This window comes from Gardnerella sp. DNF01180P, assembly GCF_049244205.1.
GTDB classification, from domain to species: Bacteria; Actinomycetota; Actinomycetes; order Actinomycetales; family Bifidobacteriaceae; genus Bifidobacterium; species Bifidobacterium swidsinskii.
This window is the reverse complement of record NZ_CP058386.1, coordinates 1,621,424-1,638,643: the sequence shown is the minus strand read 5'-3', so window position 1 is coordinate 1,638,643 and position 17,220 is coordinate 1,621,424. Positions and strand designations below refer to the sequence as shown.

The window sequence follows — 17,220 nt, the reverse complement described above, 5'->3', positions numbered from 1 at the left end:
TTCAAACGCAACTAAAAGTCACATATTGTTACTTATTATAAGCACATATGATTTACGCGCAGTACTTGTAATCATTTTTTACTACACGATTTGCCCTACTTTGCGCATGCTTATAAAGTAGAATATAAGGAAAGTAGCATAAGATTGCAAGAAAGCCATTATGCAAAAAACGTATGCAATAGTAGATAACGACCCGCTAGTTTTAGCGGTTATGCGAAACGTGCTCAGCAAGCTTTTGCCAAGCGAGTACGTGTGCAAATGGTGCGTAAAATCAGGCGTGCAAGCTTTGAAATATTGCCAAGTAACAAAAACTACTCCGGATTATATTCTGATAGATATGTCAATGAAAGACATGTCTGGAGTAGAGGTAATACGCGCAATTCGTGAACAAAACAGCAATATTGTTTTAATTGGCATGACTTCGTACGATTGTAGATCCTACGCTTCGATGGTTGCGCAAGTTGGTGGGCAGGCAATGGTTGCTAAAGACAATTTCAAAGGGTTAGCAGAAGCTTTGCAATATTGCGATAATCAGAAGGTGTATGGCTGCCGATGTGTTAAAGATGTTGCTTACGATTTTGCTACTCCGCAAGAATCTTTTATTAGGCTTTCTAAATCAAGGTCGCGTAGCGTTTTGCCGCCTCAAGAACTAAAAATCATGGATCTGCTCTCTAAAGGTTGCACAACAAATCAGGTTGCGGCTCAACTTGGTCTTATGCCAAACACTATTAACACGCATATTCATAGGATTTACAAAAAATTGCATGTTTCTAACCGAGTGCAAGCAATATCCGCGTTTGCTGCAATGCAAAATCGTGAGCAAACTAGCAATCTGCAATATTTTAATAATTCGCCGCAGAGTCATCCGAATCCTTCTCAAGAAACGGATAACGCATGTTAATGAAAACATTTTCGCGCGTTATTGAGTTGGTTAAAAGCTGGAAAATTCAGCGAACTTTATTCATAATATTGGCGATTCTTGTAGTGTCAATGGATGTGCAATCGTGCAATACAGCTGGGCTGTGGCATAACCCGCAGCAATCTGCGTGTCAATACGTTTGGATGTTTGCAATATTTCTTTTGATTGCTTTTCCGCGTCAAGTATCACTCGTAACTCCGATTTTGTATTGCGTAACGTTAACAGTACCAGGTGTAAATGCAACTTGCGTGCTTTTTGCGCTGATTGCTAGCATGTTTGTTGCAGGCTTTTATGATTCGTGGAAGTATTTGCTTTGTGCGTACATAGTTTCGCTGAATATTATGTACTTTGCAAAAATGGCGTACATTCCGTTTACTTTTCCTTGTTTTATTCTTATTTCCATGATTTGTGGTTACGTTTTGCGCAAATATTTGAACATGTTGGAAGAAAATAATCGCGCAAAAATGGATATTGTACGGAGTAAGTTCCAGTCTTATATTGCGTCGGTTGCGTTGCAATTGCATGACGATGTGAACAATGAGATTACGGATATTACACTGCTTGCAACGGATGCTTTATATGCTGAGAACAATGAACATACAAAAGAATCGTTAGAGCAGATTATTGAACATTCGCGTAATGCACTTTCCAAAGCGAGACTTGTTATCAGCCTACTTGAGCAAACTGAACAAAAGTATGATGATTCTTTAGATTCAAATATTGCTAGTACGCAGTTTGTTTATAGTTCTAATAGCAATGATTGCATGAATTTGGCTGATTTCTTATGCAATATTCGTGCGCGTTTACAGGCTGAACGGCAAATTTGTGAGCAGCTTGGGTACTATGGCTCTCTAACAGTGGTTGATAAAAGTTCGGGGAGTGGTGATTTTGCTGCATCTGCAACTGTTAGTACTGAAAAAGCTCAATGTGCTATTCGCATGTGCAGTGAGTTGCTTACTAATATTCGTAAGCATTGCAGTACTAGCGTTGACTTTTCTATGAACGTTACTGTTGATGAGCGAGAATGCAAAATAATGTGTATGAATTCGTTGTCGAATAAGTTTGGTGGAAGACTTGTTTTTGGCAAAGGACTACTATTCCACAAAAAATCCGTGGAACGTTTAGGTGGATCTTTAAACGCGCAAAAAGATGATGATGCATGGTTGGTCAATGTTGTTATTCCGCTAAACTAGTATCAATCAGACTCTCGCTTTATCGTGGTTAATTTACGCTACCTGTCCTCTTCAAGACCAGCAGTGAATTTTTCTGCTAAGATGTGAAAGCCTTCTAAATATTCTTCATAACCATCGGCAATAATCGCATCGTCATGAACTACAAACTTATTATTTTCTAACACTACATACTTGGTAAAGAATTGCTCAAGCTCTGCAGCCAATTTATCAAAATCTTCTTCAGAAAGATTATCGTCATCGTTACTAATATTTGCTGCAGCAGATGGATTCCAATTTTTTACTCCAAAATCTTGACTCATGACATTCCTTCTTCTTAATGTAATCTATGAATATTGCATATTAGCATCTTAGACAGCAACCGAAAAGTTACTGATAAATAAAAACAACCAAATAGGATTAAAATCTACCGTAATATAACTTAGAAAATATGAAATAGAAGATTAGCGAAGTGCTGTGTGCATTTCGCTAATCTTCATGAAATAAATTGTTCAATAACGATCATCAGGTATAAAGGCACGTGCAAAAGCAACAATAAGTGTAAAAACAAATGTTTCAATCCACCTATTTGGAGATGAAAGGTAAGCAATTGTATTGCCACTAAATATTGCAAAAATTCCAAGCAAGCCAATAAATGTTAACGGCATATAAGTAGCTTCTCGTTTGATAAGTCGCTTAAAATAAGCCAAGATTTGCTTTTTCGTAATGATTTACCTACCACTGGTTGCGACACATTGTCACTGTTGTAACTACTGCAGCTACTGTCTTTGCTAAGCACTTCACCGCATAACTCCTTTACTTAAAACGCTATTTTGCTGCACAAATAAATTGTGCAATGGGTCTCAGTGTAATAAAAAAATACTGTCATGTAATCAGCTGTAACTATTTTTAGCGACACAGTAAAATTGGCAATACTTGTAATTGTTATTTTTGGCTCAGTAGAAATTTTATGCTGCAAAAATCAACCCAAACACATACGTTATAGTGGCAGAAATTGCAAAATTAGCAAAAACTGTCACGATAACTGATATGATTGTTTACTTATATTGCAAAACTGTATCCTACAGGATAAAATACTTTTATGGAGATACTTAAAACAGATGAGTATCGCAATTGGATGAAAAACTTCGCGATACTCAATCTAAAGCTCGAATTAACGCGAGACTGAGATTATGTGAAATTGCAGGTAAGCCAGTAGGTGATTTACATCCAGTTTGCAATGGTATTAGTGAACTGCGTTTCACTTTTGGACCAGGGTATCGTGTGTATTTTGCACAAAAAGGCTTAAAACTAATGCTATTACTTGCTGGTGGAGATAAAAGTAGTCAAAGTAAAGATATTAAGCAAGCGAAGATACTTCTCGCACAATTAATTGAGGAGAAAAAATGGTAAATATAAGTAAATGGGATGCGAGTGAGTATCTTGAGGACGATGATGATGTTATTGCGTATCTCAATGCTGCAGCAGAACTTAACGATCCTCGCTTGTTGCAAGCTGCTATAGGCGATATTGCAAAAGCTCGAGGCATGAAAGAGATTGCTCAAAAAGCTGAGGTCGGAAGGGAAAGCCTTTACAAAAGCCTAAGACGAGATGGCAATCCTAGCTTTCAAACTATTGCGAAAGTTGTTCAAGCGTTAGGTGGACGCATTGCAATAGAACCAGCAAATGCGTGACATACCAAGTTATCGTGACAGTTTTTGCTAATTTTGCAATTTTTGCCACGATAACTCGTATACCATAGCGACTATGCAATTAAAGTTGCGCGATATAATCGCGTAATTAGTTAAAAAATATTGCCTGTTCATCAACCTCGTCGATACACAGGCAATATTTTCAAGACAACAAAATTTGGAAACTAATCTAAGTTATATTGCTAAATCGTTTACTATTTTGCTACATCAAGAACTACTAAACGTTGTCCGCCATAAGTTCTGGCATCGAGACAAGTTTGAATAAAGTAAGCAGATTTAGGGAATTGCTCAACGTACTCTTTGAATACTTTTAGCAACTTATCCGAGCTTCCGCCACCCTCAAAGTCTTTATAATCCGCCACTTTGTAATCTTTGCCGTTTAATTTAACTGGCATGCCTTTTTGGAGTTTCTTTAATAAGATGCCTGAACTGTTCAAACGGTCTACAACCATATAATGGCCAGTGTTAACCTGGAACCAGTCGTCTTGAAGAGTCCAGTGATAGAAAGCATCTTTAACGTAAGCCAACTGATCAGGATAAGCGTCCCAAATAACGCGTTTAGTTTCACCTAGGGCTTCCAAAGTCCCTTCTTGTCCCTTTACAAAAGCTTCGGCGATTTTCTTTTTTGAGGCTTTTTTGATTGGTTTTGAATGTTTTTTGGTAGAATGACGGCTTATTTTTGTTGGTACTGGTTTGTTTGCTTCGGAGTTACCGCAGGCTGCTAGCCCCACTAGCGAGCTGAAGAGCACTACAACACAAAGTAATTTTTTATAAGTCATTTTCCCCATAAATGGATTTCTTTCTTTCTTCTTGTAGATGCGTCTAACGGATGTTAGTCATCTTTATAAATTTGAACTCCAACTTTAGTGCCTGCTCAGTTCAGTTCAAAAATCTTGGTTTGAGCATGAGTAGGAAGTGATAATCGCTGCCGATTTTTGCATAAACGAATCAACAAGACCAGTTCCTTTTCACATAGTGTACCATAAAGGCTGAGTGACCTGTGTTGCTTTCTGACTTTTTAGCTTTTTATATAGACTCTATTTAGCTGCAATAATTAACCTAACTAAATTAAAATTGGTTAACTAATTAAATTAATTAGTTAACCAATCAGTTAGTTATTCAGTTATTCAGCAAATCAGTTAGTAAATCAACTATTTGATTAGAAATCCCAATCATCGTCGTCGGTTTCAACTGACTTGCCCATAATGTAGCTGGAACCAGAGCCGGAGAAGAAGTCGTGATTTTCGTCGGCTGCAGGAGAAAGAGCAGCGAGAATTTCTGGGCTTACGTGAGTTTCTTCTTCGCTGTACTTAGCAGGGTAGCCAAGGTTCATTAAAGCTTTGTTAGCGTTGTAACGCACGAAGTCAAAAACGTCATCGTGGAAGTCAAATCCTTCATAAATCTGACCAGAATACTCAACTTCCAGATCATACAAAGTGTCGAGCAAGTTCATAGTGAACTTTTCAAGATTCTTCTTATCGTTCTCGCTTCTAAGCTCCAAACCGCGCTGGAACTTGTAGCCCGAATAATAGCCGTGAATTGCCTTATCGCGCAAAATCAAGCGAATCATATCGGCAGTGTTCATCATCTTGCCGCGAGAAGCAAAGTAAAGCGGAAGATAGAATCCCGCGTAAAGAAGCAACGAAGAAAGCATAGTTGCAGCAATCTTGCGCTTAAGTGGATCTTCGCTCTCATACTCGCAAAGCACAGTGGTGACGCGCTGCTGCAAAACGTCGTTGCCAACAGCCCAACGATAAGCTTCGTCAATCTCTTCGCTAGAGCAAAGAGTAGAGAAAATAGAGGAGTAGGAGCGAGCGTGAATCGACTGCATAAAAGCAATATTCGTGTAAATAGCCTGCTCGTGCTCCGTGCGAGCGTGCTCAATCTGGCAAAGCTCGCCAATAGTTGCCTGGCTGGTATCAAGCAAAGTCAAGCCTGTAAAAACGCGAGTAGTGGTCTTGCGCTCAAGATCGGTGAGGGAACGCCAAGAAGGAATATCGTTGCTCAGCGGAACCTTTTCTGGAAGCCAGAAGTTAGCAATAAGGCGATTCCAAACGTCCAAATCCTTGTCGTCAACAATATTATTCCAATTAACTGGGCGTACGCGCGATCCGTGATGGTAGCGGTACTGAGATGGTGTGATAGAAGCTGCCATCATAGCGTCATCTGCGATTACGCGATTTGTGCCGAAAGGCTTATCGAGGCTACTTCTAAGCTCGGTTGGGCTGAGTTCTGTCATTATTACTCCTGATTCTGTGTTTACGTTTTATAAAATTTTTAAGTTTTTGATTTGGCGTGCGAAAAATTCACAGCGTTACGACTTACAGCGTGCAGCTTACGCAACCTTCGATTTCCGTACCTTCCAAAGCCTTCTGGCGAATACGAATGTAGTAAAGAGTCTTAATGCCCTTACGCCATGCGTAAATCTGAGCCTTGTTCAAATCGCGAGTAGTCGTAGTGTCTGGGAAGAACAAAGTAAGCGACAATCCTTGATCCACATGCTGAGTTGCTTCGGCATAAGTGTCAATAATTGCCTTCCAGCCAATCTCATAGGCGTCCTTAAAGTACTGCATATTGTCGTTCGTCATGTATGCAGCAGGGTAGTAGACGCGTCCAACCTTGCCTTCTTTGCGAATCTCAATGCGAGAAGCAATCGGGTGGATTGAACTTGTGGAATGGTTGATGTACGAGATTGAGCCAGTTGGAGGAACAGCTTGCAAATACTCGTTGTAAATGCCATCGCTCAAAATCTCGTCGCGCAACTGCTCCCAATCGCTGACGGTTGGAATCGCAACGTTAAAACGGGCAAACAAATCGCGAACTTTTTGAGTTTTAGGCTCAAGCGAGCGGCTGTCATCTGTGTACTTATCGAAGTAGTTGCCTTTTCCTGCAGGCTTAGCGTAAGCGCTCGTCTTAAAGTTTGCAAAAGCGTGGCCGCGCTCTACAGCCAAAGCGTGAGAAGCCTTATAAGCGTGGTAAGCAACCGTCATAAAGTACATGTCTGTAAAGTCAAGAGCTTCCTCGCTTCCGTACTGCATGTGTTCACGCGCAAGGAAACCGTGCAAATTCATTTGACCCAAGCCAATAGCGTGACCTTCCGCGTTACCGCGACGAATCGAAGGCACAGAATCAATAGAAGTATGCTCCGAAACAGAAGTGAGCGCACGAACAGCAAGCTCAACGCTTGTGCCCAAGTCGCCATCCATTGCCTTAGCGATATTAAGAGAGCCAAGATTGCAAGAAATATCGCGACCAACGTGGCTATAAGACAAGTCTGCGTTATAAGTGCTTGCTTCCTGAGTTTGCAAAATCTCAGAGCACAAGTTGCTCATAGTAATGCGACCCTCAATAGGATTCGTGCGATTCACAGTGTCCTCAAACAAAATGTAAGGATAGCCAGACTCGAACTGAATTTCTGCAATCGTCATAAAGAATTCGCGAGCGTCGATGTACTTCTTGTGAATACGAGGATTTGCAACCATCTCATCGTAATGCTCTGTAACAGAAATATCTGCAAAAGGCTTGCCATATTCGCGCTCAACATCGTAAGGACTAAACAAAGCCATCTTTTCCTTACGCTTAGCAAGCTCAAAAGTAATATCTGGAATCACAACGCCCAAAGAAAGCGACTTAATACGAATCTTCTCGTCTGCGTTCTCGCGCTTAGTATCGAGGAAACGCATAATATCTGGGTGATGCGCGCTAATATACACTGCACCTGCACCCTGTCGAGCGCCAAGCTGATTAGCGTAAGAGAATGAATCTTCCAAAAGCTTCATAACAGGCACAACGCCACTCGACTGATTCTCGATTCGCTTAATTGGAGCGCCAAGCTCGCGCAAATTCGTAAGAAGCAGAGCAACGCCGCCGCCGCGCTTAGAAAGCTGCAAAGCAGAATTAATTCCGCGCGCAATAGACTCCATGTTATCTTCCAAACGCACGAGGAAGCAGCTCACAGCTTCGCCGCGCTGAGCTTTACCAAGATTCAAGAACGTTGGGGTGGCTGGCTGGAAGCGGCCTGCAAGCATTTCGTCTAAGTAGTTGGTCGCTGCTTTTTCGTCACCATCTGCAAGTTCCAATGCAACAGCAGCTGCGCGCTGAGCGAAGTTTTCCAAATACTGCTTGCCGTCGAAAGTCTTCAAAGCGTAAGAAGTGTAGAACTTAAAAGCACCCAAGAATGTGCCAAAAGTGTGGTGTGCGGCTTCCGCATGCTCGTAGAATTTATCGAGAAATTCATCGCTGTATTTGTTGAATACGTTACCGTTGTAGTAATAGTTGTCAATCAAATAGTTCAAGCGCTCGCGAGTTGAAGCAAACTTCATGCTATGTTCTTGCACGTAACCCGAAACGTAAAGCTTTTCTGCTTCTTGATCTTTATCAAACTGAATGCCTTTTTCTGGGTCAAAAAGACCGAGCATAGCGTTAAGAACGTGGTAGTCGCGGCTGTTGCGGATGCGCTCTGCTGTTGTACTGGCAGTTGCGCTTGCAGAATCAGTGTGATCAAGATTAAGCGAAGTAGATTCGCTCATCGGATCCGTGCTATTCATGGGGTTTGTTCCTTTCTTCATGCGTTATTTTTGCTTTTTTAAACGCTTTTTGTTTTGTTTCTTTTACTTATTTCGTTTGTTTTGTTTATTTTGTTTCTTCTGTTTCTTTGAGTTGTTTTAAAAATCTCGGTATGCCCTGCGCTACTTTTTCTATATCTTCTGCAGTTCCCGTAAGTTCAAACGAGTACATATTTGGGATTCCACACTTTCCTGCAATTTGATCACCTGCAGCGCAATATGCTTCTCCAAAATTCGTATTTCCGGAAGAAATTACTCCGCGAATAAACGAACGATTTTCGCGATTATTTAAGAATTTGCGAACTTGCATCGGTATTGCTTTCGCAATATTTCCACCGCCGTAAGTTGGAACAATCAAAACATACGGTTCGCGCACGTTTAATTCCGGTTCTTTAGGACGAAGCGGTATGCGATATACGTTCACGTTATTGCTTGGAAAATCGCAATTTTGCACAAATCTTAACGTATTTTCGGAAACTGAGGAAAAGTAGACTACAGCTCCGATTGATTCACCTTGTGCGCTAGATTCTGGTTCGCTTTGTTGTGTTATATTTTCTTGCTCACACATTTCTTATGCTTCTTTTGCTGCCTCTGCGGAAGTTCCAAGTTTATCCGCAATTTGCGCAATTAAATCTGGACGGTACCCACTCCAGGATGCGTCGGGAGCAATGACTACTGGAGCTTGACGGTATCCTGCATTTTTTAACTGTTCGAGTGATTCGGGGCTTTTTGACAAGTCTACAGTTTCGAAGTTCACGCCAAGTTTTGTGAACTGTCGCTTAGTTGCATCACACTGTGGGCAATGAGGTTTAGTAAACACTGTGATAGTCATTTCAATCTCCTCTGGTGATGGGGAATTTTGCAATTCCGTGTTGTATCGACAAAAGCCAAGTAGTTAGCTTACTCTGAATAAGCACTATTTATAGTGGTGTGTCGACTGTGTAAACACTATATATAGTTATTATTAAAATAGCTAAAAATAGCGTGTTTGTAAGCGTGTCGTGTTTTATGAAGTAAATATGAGCTTAGTTTTAACGATTAAAAATGTAATTTATTTCACAAAATTTATATTTAAAACTACTTAACTTGCACATTGTTAAGCCTTGTGCATATCCGCCTATAAAATTATTAAGTGCGTTTCTTGAAGGGGCGTAACGCAAAATAAAAAATTGTGTATTTTGTAGATAATGCAGATTGCTTGGGTGCGCAAAGCATGCGTGCAAATAACAAAACAAGTACAAGATAAGAGGTGTCATTATGGCTCAAGCTCAGGCAAATATTGGTGTTGTTGGTTTGGCTGCCATGGGTTCGAATTTAGCGCGTAATCTTGCGCATCATGGAAATACAGTAGCTGTTTACAATCGTCATTATTCGCGCACTGAAACTTTAATGAATGAGCATGGCAGTGAAGGTGCTTTTGTGCCTTCAAAAACTGTTGAAGAATTTGTGGCTTCTCTCAAGCGTCCGCGCACCGCAATCATTATGGTAAAAGCTGGTGCTCCTACGGATGCTGTTATTGAAGAACTTGCAAATGCTATGGAGCCTGGAGATATTATCGTCGACGGCGGAAACTCTTATTTTGAAGATACGATTCGCAGAGAGCGTGACATTCGCGCGCGTGGTCTTCATTACGTTGGTTGCGGTGTTTCTGGTGGCGAAGAAGGTGCTTTGCGTGGTCCTTCGATGATGCCTGGTGGCACTGAGGAATCTTGGAAGACTCTTGGTCCTATTTTGAAGTCTATTGCTGCTGTTGCTGAAGGTGAGCCTTGCGTAACGCATATTGGTACCGATGGTGCTGGTCACTTTGTGAAGATGGTTCACAATGGCATCGAGTACTCGGATATGCAGCTTATTGCCGAAAGCTACGATTTAATGCTTCGCGGTTTGGGCATGAAGTCCGACGAAATCGCGGATGTGTTTAGCGAGTGGAATAAGGGCGAGCTTGATTCTTATTTGATTGAGATTACTGCGGATGTGCTTCGCCAGAAGGATGCTAAGACTGGTAAGCCTTTGGTTGAGATGATGGTGGATCATGCTGGCATGAAGGGCACTGGTACTTGGACTGTACAATCTGCGCTTTCGCTTGGCATACCAGTTACGGGTATCGCTGAAGCCGTGTTTGCTCGCGGACTTTCCAGTCAGGTTGCTTTGCGAGAAGCTGCCGAAAGTCAAGGTTTGACTGGTCCGGATGTGCATTTTGATTTGAATGATGCTGAGCGTAAGGCGTTTATTGAGGATATTCGTCAAGCTTTGTACGCTTCTAAGATTGTTTCTTATGCTCAGGGCTTCGATGAGATTGCGGCTGCTGCAATTGAGCATGATTGGAAGATTGATCAGGCTGCAGTTGCTCGCATTTGGCGAGGCGGCTGCATTATTCGCGCTCAGTTCTTGAACCGCGTTTCCGAGGCTTTTGAGTCCGGTGAAGCAAGCGTTTCTTTGCTTTTTGCACCGTACTTTAAGGCTGCTATTGAGAAGTCTCAGGCTGCTTGGCGTCGTGTTATTGCGCGTGCAGTTGAGCATGGTGTGCCTGTGCCAGCATTCTCTAGCTTGCTTGCATACTACGATGGTTTGCGTTCTAAGCGTTTGCCGGCTTCGCTTATTCAGGCTCAGCGTGATTTCTTCGGTGCTCATACTTACGGTCGTATTGACGAGCCAGGCGTATTCCACACTTTGTGGGCAGATCCTAATCGCCCAGAAGTAAAGCAAGATTAAAAAATAATATTTAGAGATAACAGACCTTTGCATTATTATGCAGGGGTCTGTTATTTATTGTTCTGAGTATTATGCATGTTGCTAGAAAACTATGCAGTTATTCAATAGCAGCTTGCAAAGTTTCTGCGGTGGTTAGCCAAGAGATTTCGTCTGTTCCGTTTGCAAAAGACGCAGGATATTCAGGATTATTAGCTCCCGAAAGTGAATTCATTAAAGCAGCGCCCTTTTCTGCTCCGGCAGTCAAAAACCAAGTGCAGTGACTGTGAGCTAATACAGGAACAGTAAGAGTTAAGCGCATAGGCGGCAACTTAGGGGAGTGATTTACTCCAACAACAATGCGATCGCGATTATTAACCTGCGGTAATCCTGGGAAAAGTGAAGCCATATGCGCATCCGGCCCCATACCGAGAATTGCTAAATCAAACACTGGCTCTTTGCCAAGTATGCTCACAATTTCTTCCTCATAGTCGCGCGCTGCAGCATCTAAAATAGCGTCATTTTCAGCGTCGCTGGCTGCTGCAATTTCCTCTGCATTACGCTCATCTGCAGGCATTTCGTGAATATGAGATTCTGCCAAAGCTTTGTTAGAAGTAAGTAAGTTAAGAAACATTTCGCGAGCCTTGCGTGCATTGCGATCCTCGCTATCATAAGCTACGAAACGCTCATCTGCCCACCAAATATGCACTAAATTCCAATTAATTGCTGGTAAAAGTGGATTGCTAACAAGCATTTGGAACATGCGTATTGAATCTGTACCACCAGTAAGAAGTAAATGGAATGGTTTATTGAGATTTTGCACATTATTTTGTGATTCCATAATAAGCGTTACTAGGCGTTGTGCTGCAACAGCTGCAAGCACATCGCGATTATCGTATCCGTAAATACTTGCGTTATGCGCAAAAGTAACTTCATTATTTGTCATAGTTGTTCCTTTTATGCCATTGAAAATGTTTCACGAATTGTTTCACGTAATGATTCACGCATTTCCTGCAGGATTATCTCTAACCAGCTGCGCATAAATTTCGTCCGGATCAATGCGCCGCAATTCTTCACTTAAGCAATCATCCAGAGTGCGAATAGGAAGCGCAATAGGTTGTGCAGCCTGTCCAGGCAGACTAATCAAAGCTTGATCTCCGCCAGCAGGGCGAGTGAGTGACAACGTGCCATCCTCGCGTTCTAAAGTTACGGAAGTAATAGCTTGAGCTTCAGGATTTTCAACTATTTCTACAGGAACATGCAAGCTACTCTTAAGCCAAGCTGCCAGTAAGTGCAAAGATACGTAATGAGTAGGCCCCACAATCTTCGCGCTAAGAATAGGCAAATGTGGAGGTTGATCGAGCATAGAAGCAAGTAACGCGCGCCAAGGAGTTAAACGCGTCCAAGACAAATCTGCATCTTGCGGAGACCAGTTTTTGCGCAAGTTTTGCACAGTTTTAAGAGTATCGTCTGCTCGCTGTGCGTCAGTAATTCTGCTACTTGCCATAGCTCCAAGCAAATCGTGAGCAGGATCTTCAGGAGCGTTTGTTGGCCACCATGCAACAATCGGCGCATCTGGCACGAGTAGTGGAATAACAAGCGTATCCGGATGACGAACTAAACCGTTGTGCGGATACAAAATAATAATTTCACCAGCTCCAGCATCTGCGCCAAAACGCACTTGAGCATCAAGATTTGGCACAACTTCACCGCGCTCAGCAGCGTGTTCGCTAGACCAATCTCGAACCATTGCAATAACTCGGCAAGGATGCTCGCGACTAGCTGCGTTTGCTGCATCAAGTGCATGCTCTAATTCTTTAAGAGTTGTATCAATAAGCAAAGTGAGCACTCGACCAGTAGCGGATTCGCCGCGCTCTTCGTGCAATTCGTCGATTTTTGCTGCAATTTTGCTTGTATTGGTATCAGGAAGGTTGATAATCATGGCAATCTCCAATGGCGATTATCTCGAGCAAGCATAGCATCAGCTTCTGCTGGACCCCACGTTCCAGCGCGATACGGTTGCGGTTGTGTGCCAAGCGAACTCCAGAATTCCTCAATAGGGTCAAGAATTTTCCAACTTAAATCTACTTCTTGCGTAGTTGGGAATAGCGGTGGTTCGCCAAGAAGTACGTCAAGAATTAATCGCTCGTAAGCTTCAGGGGAACTTTCAGTAAAAGAGCGTCCGTAACTAAAGTCCATAGAAACGTCTCGAACTTCCATAGCTGTGCCGCCAGGAACTTTTGCGCCGAAACGCATAGTAACGCCCTCATCCGGCTGAACTCGAATCACAATAGCGTTACTGCCAAGTTCGCGCACAGCAGTAGACTCAAACGGCAAATGCGGAGCGCGCTTAAAAATAACAGCAATTTCCGTAACGCGCTTGCCTAAACGTTTTCCGGTTCGCAAGTAGAACGGAACTCCAGCCCAACGGCGAGTATCAACGTCAAGTCGCACTGCAGCGTACGTTTCAGTAGTGCTTTGAGGATCAATGCCTTGTTCTTCCAAGTATCCAACAGCTTTGTAAGAGCCCTGCCATCCTGCTGCATACTGTCCTCGAGCAGTGTTGGCAGCCAAGTCTTGAGGTAGTCGGATTGCAGATAATACTTTTGTTTTTTCAGCAGTCAAATCGCTAGCGCGGAAGCTTACAGGCTCTTCCATAGCAGTAAGAGCCATAAGTTGAAGCAAATGGTTCTGAATCACGTCACGAGCAGCACCGATTCCGTCGTAGTATCCGGCTCTTCCGCCAATGCCAATATCTTCAGCCATCGTAATTTGCACGTGATCGACGTAATTTGCGTTCCAGATCGGCTCATACATTGCGTTAGCAAAGCGGAAAGCCAGCAAGTTTTGCACAGTTTCCTTGCCTAAATAATGGTCAATTCGGAATACAGAATTAGGATCAAAAACTTCAGAAACGACGCGATCCAATTCTCGTGCGCTTGCTAAATTGTGGCCAAAAGGTTTTTCAATAATTACGCGTCGCCAAGCATGCTCAGAAGAGTGCGAAAGACCTGATGCTGCAAGCTGTTGGGCAACAACTGGGAAGCTGGAAGGCGGAATAGACATGTAAAAAGCGTGATTTCCGCGAGTACCTCTGTCTCGATCAAGTTCGTTCACTGTTTTGCTTAAACGCTCAAACGCGGACGCATCGTCAAAGGTGCCGCGTACGAAACGTATGCCTTTAGCGAGATTAATCCAAGTTGACTCACGAAATGGCGTTCTGCAATGCTGCTCAATATTTTCGCGCACAAAGTTTACGAAATGTTCATCCGTCCAATCGCGTCTCGCAAAACCAGTTAAACCAAATCCTGGAGGCAAAAGCCCGCGATTAGCTAAATCATATACTGCTGGCATAAGTTTTTTGCGTGCTAAATCGCCAGTAATGCCAAAAATTACTAGGCTGCACGGACCCGCAATGCGAGCTAAACGCAAATCACGCGGATCGCGCAGAGGATTCGTCCAAGTAGATACGCTTTCCCCAGCGTCTTGCGAATCACGTAGTGTCCTCAACTCAGTCATAGATACTATCGTAATATTTCGTAGCTATTTTCACCACGCAAAACGCAATTTATTATGCTTAATAACAGTATTAAAAAGTTTTAGCGCGTTATAACTCTAATTTTCAGCCGCCGCATACAGCTAAACGAATCATCTTCGCGTATTGTGGACCGCCGATTGGAGTTAAGTGAACTCCATCGTCAGTCAAATATTCCGAGTGACCATTACTCAAACCATGCCAGTCTATAATGCCAACATTATGATGAGTTGCTGCGAACTTGCGTAAGCTATCGTTCGTTGCATCCTGCCAAGGTTGCGGAACTCGTGTGGTAACGAAATAAACAGGTCTACCTTTTGCGACATCAACCATGTGTTGAAGCACGCTATCGTCATGAGGAGGACCGTTGGTTCCAAGAGCGAAAATCACCACATCTCCAGCGTGTTTTACCGAAATATCTTTCTCGTATTCATCAGCTCCGTGGAAAATTTGTCTACTCACTTTTCCATCTATATAAGCGTTAGGCATAACTTGCATCAAATATGGTTTAGCGCCTTCAGTAATAGAATCTCCAACCATAGTTAAGTTTACGGAACAAGTATTGCGTCGTTTGTCGATCCGCGTATGAGTAGTAACAAGATTTCGTGGAACTTTTTCCGCAATAGGGAAGAGAATGCGATACTTCGATGGTGTAGGTGGAAGAGACTGTTTTACTACATTCTTTTGCACACCTTTTGGAACTGCTTTTTCTTTTGTTTCTTGCTTAGAATTAGTTTTGTCAAAAGCAGTAGGTTTTTTATTTGACGATGAAGATTGCTCTACTTGTGCTGTCAATTCTGGGCGAAGCTGCATTGACCTATGCTTAGCTATATCTTGCCAATTTACTGGCAAGATAATTAACGACACAATAATTATGCAGCACAAAGTTAGTGAGACAGAGCGAATAAGCTTAAATAATTGTTGATCTTGTATTGGCTTTTCAAATAATTGATACAAGCATTCTGCAAGTACAACTATTACTAGTGCTTGCAAGACTTGCTCTCCTGTAGATACAGCAGTTGTTCTATTTGCTGGGTTGAATAATTCAAGAACAGGGAAGTGAACTAAATAAATTGCAAAAGAGCGTCTGCCGATATAAGCGAGCGGAGCCCATGCAAATATTCTTGAGCAAATATTATCAGTTTGCGTGCAAGACCACAGTATTAGTGTGCAAGCGGCTGCTGTTATTGTGTATCCGCCAAAAACAAATACTGAAGATGTGCCTTCTGCATACACGAAGCAGCAGCACAACACAATTGTTGCCAACAGTCCAATGCAAGATCTCTGCCATGCATGAAGTGGATTATAAAAAACAGTTTTTGGCTTATTGAATGCGTTATTTGGAAGTTCTTGTATATCTGGAGCTACGCTATTATCTGATAAATCAATTTGTAATCCTTCGCGCAAGTCAGCAGGTATTCCATCTTCAGCAAATACTTTTTCGTTATTTGCGTAGGCTTTATCTGATTTTTTCGTTAGTGCTGAATTATCTACACTACTATCTGCATTACTATCTAACTTAACTGATGAAGCTAAGCTGACCGATATGTTCTTTTTGCCCATCAGCAAATGTAATGCATGAATAAGCCACGCGTGGAATGAATGTTTGGCAAACCAAGCACCGTACATTGCTAGCATTGCACCCATTAAGAATTCTGATGCTCTCGTATCTAGAGAATAGTAGACGCGAGCTGGAGTTGTGTAATTGTTAAATAAGTAGGCAAAAGTAAAAGTAAGAATAGAAGAAAGTATGGCTAAGCCTGCTGTGATATACATGCGTATTAGCTTGCTACGCACGAATTTAATAAGTGCAGCAAGGATAATAGGCCATATAACAAAAGCCTGCATTAAAAGTCCGAGATACCAAAGATGTTTGATAGGAGAAGGTAGTCCGGACTGTTCAAAATATGAAAGCTTACGAGCAACATACATTATATTGCTAAAGAATCCGGAGCCTGAAAGAGCATCCGCTTGTAACTTTGGTAGTAGACTTGGCGAAAAAAGCCACATAATTGGTGCTGTTATAGCGATAATTCCAAGTGTTGGCGGCCAAATTCTTTTTACGCGCTTTAGTAAATACTCCCAGTAATGCCTGATTCCTTGAGTATTTTTATTATTATCTTCGATATTTTTTGCATTTTTTGCGTTTTCATCTGCGTTTAAATAGCGCAGAACTGATCTCGTGCAAAAATATCCTGCCAATACCAAAAACAGTGTTACTCCAAGGAATCCTCCCATAAGAAGGCTTGGACGCATATGAAAGCATACAATACCAATAATTGCTAGAGCTCTTAAACCGTCTATTGCTTTATTTCGCTTCGAAACAGTATTTGTAGGTAAAGTAGATGATTGTTTATTTTCAGCTTTTGCGCTATTAATAGTTTTTTCTACGGTATTATTTGCGTTTGCTGAAAGATTAGTTGAGGTCGTTTTACTAGCATTTTTTTCTGCAGGAACCTTCTTTGTTTTGAAGGATTGACCTGCTTGTGAAGCAGTGGAAGTGTTCACGCATCTTTTTTTTGTCATCTTGCCTACGCTTCGGTAACCATACTGGTAATGTATGCAACATATCGTGTGTAAAACGTAGCAATAGTAACTGTGTATTGAGACACTTTTATAGCTTAAAGCGTGT

General features: G+C 42.0%; 16 protein-coding genes. 5 read left to right on the top strand and 11 right to left on the bottom strand.

Annotated elements, in window-relative coordinates:
• The first annotated feature begins 160 nt into the window (after positions 1–160).
• Both HXT40_RS06735 and HXT40_RS06730 read left to right on the top strand, forming a co-directional pair.
• Positions 161–901 carry a response regulator gene (locus tag HXT40_RS06735; protein ID WP_421777239.1) on the top strand — a complete coding sequence of 247 codons (741 nt, stop codon included), beginning with the start codon at positions 161–163 and terminating at the stop codon, positions 899–901.
• On the top strand, positions 895–2,112 hold the full coding sequence (locus tag HXT40_RS06730) for a histidine kinase dimerization/phosphoacceptor domain-containing protein (protein WP_116440324.1): 1,218 nt from the start codon (positions 895–897) through the stop codon (positions 2,110–2,112). Before HXT40_RS06735 ends, HXT40_RS06730 begins: the two co-directional genes overlap by 7 nt.
• 38 nt (positions 2,113–2,150) lie before the next feature.
• Here HXT40_RS06730 and HXT40_RS06725 read toward each other — a convergent pair whose 3' ends face one another.
• Both HXT40_RS06725 and HXT40_RS06720 read right to left on the bottom strand, forming a co-directional pair.
• On the bottom strand, positions 2,151–2,411 hold the full coding sequence (locus HXT40_RS06725) for a hypothetical protein (protein WP_012913776.1): 261 nt from the start codon (positions 2,409–2,411) through the stop codon (positions 2,151–2,153).
• A 189-nt stretch (positions 2,412–2,600) separates the two neighbouring features.
• Positions 2,601–2,798 (bottom strand): hypothetical protein, encoded by a 198-nt coding sequence (locus tag HXT40_RS06720; protein WP_421777238.1) that lies wholly within the window; start codon positions 2,796–2,798, stop codon positions 2,601–2,603.
• A gap of 424 nt (positions 2,799–3,222) precedes the next feature.
• Between HXT40_RS06720 and HXT40_RS06715 the strand changes: the two genes are divergently transcribed.
• Entirely contained in the window at positions 3,223–3,501 is a 279-nt protein-coding gene (locus tag HXT40_RS06715) for a type II toxin-antitoxin system RelE/ParE family toxin (RefSeq protein ID WP_004109878.1), read from the top strand.
• Positions 3,495–3,782 (top strand): addiction module antidote protein, encoded by a 288-nt coding sequence (locus HXT40_RS06710; RefSeq protein WP_004109873.1) that lies wholly within the window; start codon positions 3,495–3,497, stop codon positions 3,780–3,782. Before HXT40_RS06715 ends, HXT40_RS06710 begins: the two co-directional genes overlap by 7 nt.
• Before the next feature lie 212 nt (positions 3,783–3,994).
• On the opposite strand, the gene HXT40_RS06705 is transcribed toward HXT40_RS06710, so the two are convergent.
• The 5 genes from HXT40_RS06705 to nrdH form a co-directional block, all read right to left on the bottom strand.
• The gene (locus HXT40_RS06705; protein WP_041160459.1) at positions 3,995–4,588 is read right to left on the bottom strand and encodes a hypothetical protein; all 594 of its coding nucleotides are present in this window, start codon (positions 4,586–4,588) and stop codon (positions 3,995–3,997) included.
• A 371-nt stretch (positions 4,589–4,959) separates the two neighbouring features.
• Complete coding sequence (nrdF, locus tag HXT40_RS06700) at positions 4,960–6,039, bottom strand: class 1b ribonucleoside-diphosphate reductase subunit beta (protein ID WP_012913780.1); 1,080 nt, start codon at positions 6,037–6,039, stop codon at positions 4,960–4,962.
• Positions 6,040–6,121: 82 nt separating this feature from the next.
• Positions 6,122–8,347: a class 1b ribonucleoside-diphosphate reductase subunit alpha gene (nrdE, locus tag HXT40_RS06695; protein ID WP_410310243.1), complete on the bottom strand. Its 2,226-nt coding sequence runs from the start codon at positions 8,345–8,347 to the stop codon at positions 6,122–6,124.
• 85 nt (positions 8,348–8,432) lie between these two features.
• The gene (nrdI, locus tag HXT40_RS06690; protein WP_004109846.1) at positions 8,433–8,933 is read right to left on the bottom strand and encodes a class Ib ribonucleoside-diphosphate reductase assembly flavoprotein NrdI; all 501 of its coding nucleotides are present in this window, start codon (positions 8,931–8,933) and stop codon (positions 8,433–8,435) included.
• A 3-nt stretch (positions 8,934–8,936) separates the two neighbouring features.
• On the bottom strand, positions 8,937–9,197 hold the full coding sequence (gene nrdH / locus HXT40_RS06685) for a glutaredoxin-like protein NrdH (RefSeq protein ID WP_012913782.1): 261 nt from the start codon (positions 9,195–9,197) through the stop codon (positions 8,937–8,939).
• Positions 9,198–9,622: 425 nt separating this feature from the next.
• Between nrdH and gndA the strand changes: the two genes are divergently transcribed.
• Positions 9,623–11,077: an NADP-dependent phosphogluconate dehydrogenase gene (gndA, locus tag HXT40_RS06680; protein WP_421777237.1), complete on the top strand. Its 1,455-nt coding sequence runs from the start codon at positions 9,623–9,625 to the stop codon at positions 11,075–11,077.
• Positions 11,078–11,174: 97 nt separating this feature from the next.
• On the opposite strand, the gene pgl is transcribed toward gndA, so the two are convergent.
• The 4 genes from pgl to HXT40_RS06660 form a co-directional block, all read right to left on the bottom strand.
• Complete coding sequence (pgl, locus tag HXT40_RS06675; RefSeq protein ID WP_116431955.1) at positions 11,175–11,999, bottom strand: 6-phosphogluconolactonase; 825 nt, start codon at positions 11,997–11,999, stop codon at positions 11,175–11,177.
• A gap of 54 nt (positions 12,000–12,053) precedes the next feature.
• On the bottom strand, positions 12,054–12,995 hold the full coding sequence (locus HXT40_RS06670) for a glucose-6-phosphate dehydrogenase assembly protein OpcA (protein ID WP_116431954.1): 942 nt from the start codon (positions 12,993–12,995) through the stop codon (positions 12,054–12,056).
• Positions 12,992–14,572: a glucose-6-phosphate dehydrogenase gene (zwf, locus tag HXT40_RS06665; protein WP_162863138.1), complete on the bottom strand. Its 1,581-nt coding sequence runs from the start codon at positions 14,570–14,572 to the stop codon at positions 12,992–12,994. Before zwf ends, HXT40_RS06670 begins: the two co-directional genes overlap by 4 nt.
• Positions 14,573–14,675: 103 nt before the next feature.
• Positions 14,676–17,114, bottom strand: coding sequence for an acyltransferase family protein (locus HXT40_RS06660; RefSeq protein ID WP_421777236.1), 2,439 nt, complete (start codon positions 17,112–17,114; stop codon positions 14,676–14,678).
• Positions 17,115–17,220 lie beyond the last annotated feature (106 nt).

Bases quoted from the DNA above. Each gene is read 5' to 3' on its own strand.
- nrdF (WP_012913780.1), bottom strand. From the start codon at position 6,039: ATGACAGAACTCAGCCCAACCGAGCTTAGAAGTAGCCTCGATAAGCCT.
- HXT40_RS06705 (WP_041160459.1), bottom strand. From the start codon at position 4,588: ATGGGGAAAATGACTTATAAAAAATTACTTTGTGTTGTAGTGCTCTTC.
- HXT40_RS06725 (WP_012913776.1), bottom strand. From the start codon at position 2,411: ATGAGTCAAGATTTTGGAGTAAAAAATTGGAATCCATCTGCTGCAGCA.
- HXT40_RS06670 (WP_116431954.1), bottom strand. From the start codon at position 12,995: ATGATTATCAACCTTCCTGATACCAATACAAGCAAAATTGCAGCAAAA.
- HXT40_RS06730 (WP_116440324.1), top strand. From the start codon at position 895: ATGTTAATGAAAACATTTTCGCGCGTTATTGAGTTGGTTAAAAGCTGG.
- HXT40_RS06735 (WP_421777239.1), top strand. From the start codon at position 161: ATGCAAAAAACGTATGCAATAGTAGATAACGACCCGCTAGTTTTAGCG.
- zwf (WP_162863138.1), bottom strand. From the start codon at position 14,572: ATGACTGAGTTGAGGACACTACGTGATTCGCAAGACGCTGGGGAAAGC.
- nrdH (WP_012913782.1), bottom strand. From the start codon at position 9,197: ATGACTATCACAGTGTTTACTAAACCTCATTGCCCACAGTGTGATGCA.
- HXT40_RS06710 (WP_004109873.1), top strand. From the start codon at position 3,495: ATGGTAAATATAAGTAAATGGGATGCGAGTGAGTATCTTGAGGACGAT.
- nrdI (WP_004109846.1), bottom strand. From the start codon at position 8,933: ATGTGTGAGCAAGAAAATATAACACAACAAAGCGAACCAGAATCTAGC.
- gndA (WP_421777237.1), top strand. From the start codon at position 9,623: ATGGCTCAAGCTCAGGCAAATATTGGTGTTGTTGGTTTGGCTGCCATG.
- HXT40_RS06660 (WP_421777236.1), bottom strand. From the start codon at position 17,114: ATGACAAAAAAAAGATGCGTGAACACTTCCACTGCTTCACAAGCAGGT.
- pgl (WP_116431955.1), bottom strand. From the start codon at position 11,999: ATGACAAATAATGAAGTTACTTTTGCGCATAACGCAAGTATTTACGGA.
- nrdE (WP_410310243.1), bottom strand. From the start codon at position 8,347: ATGAATAGCACGGATCCGATGAGCGAATCTACTTCGCTTAATCTTGAT.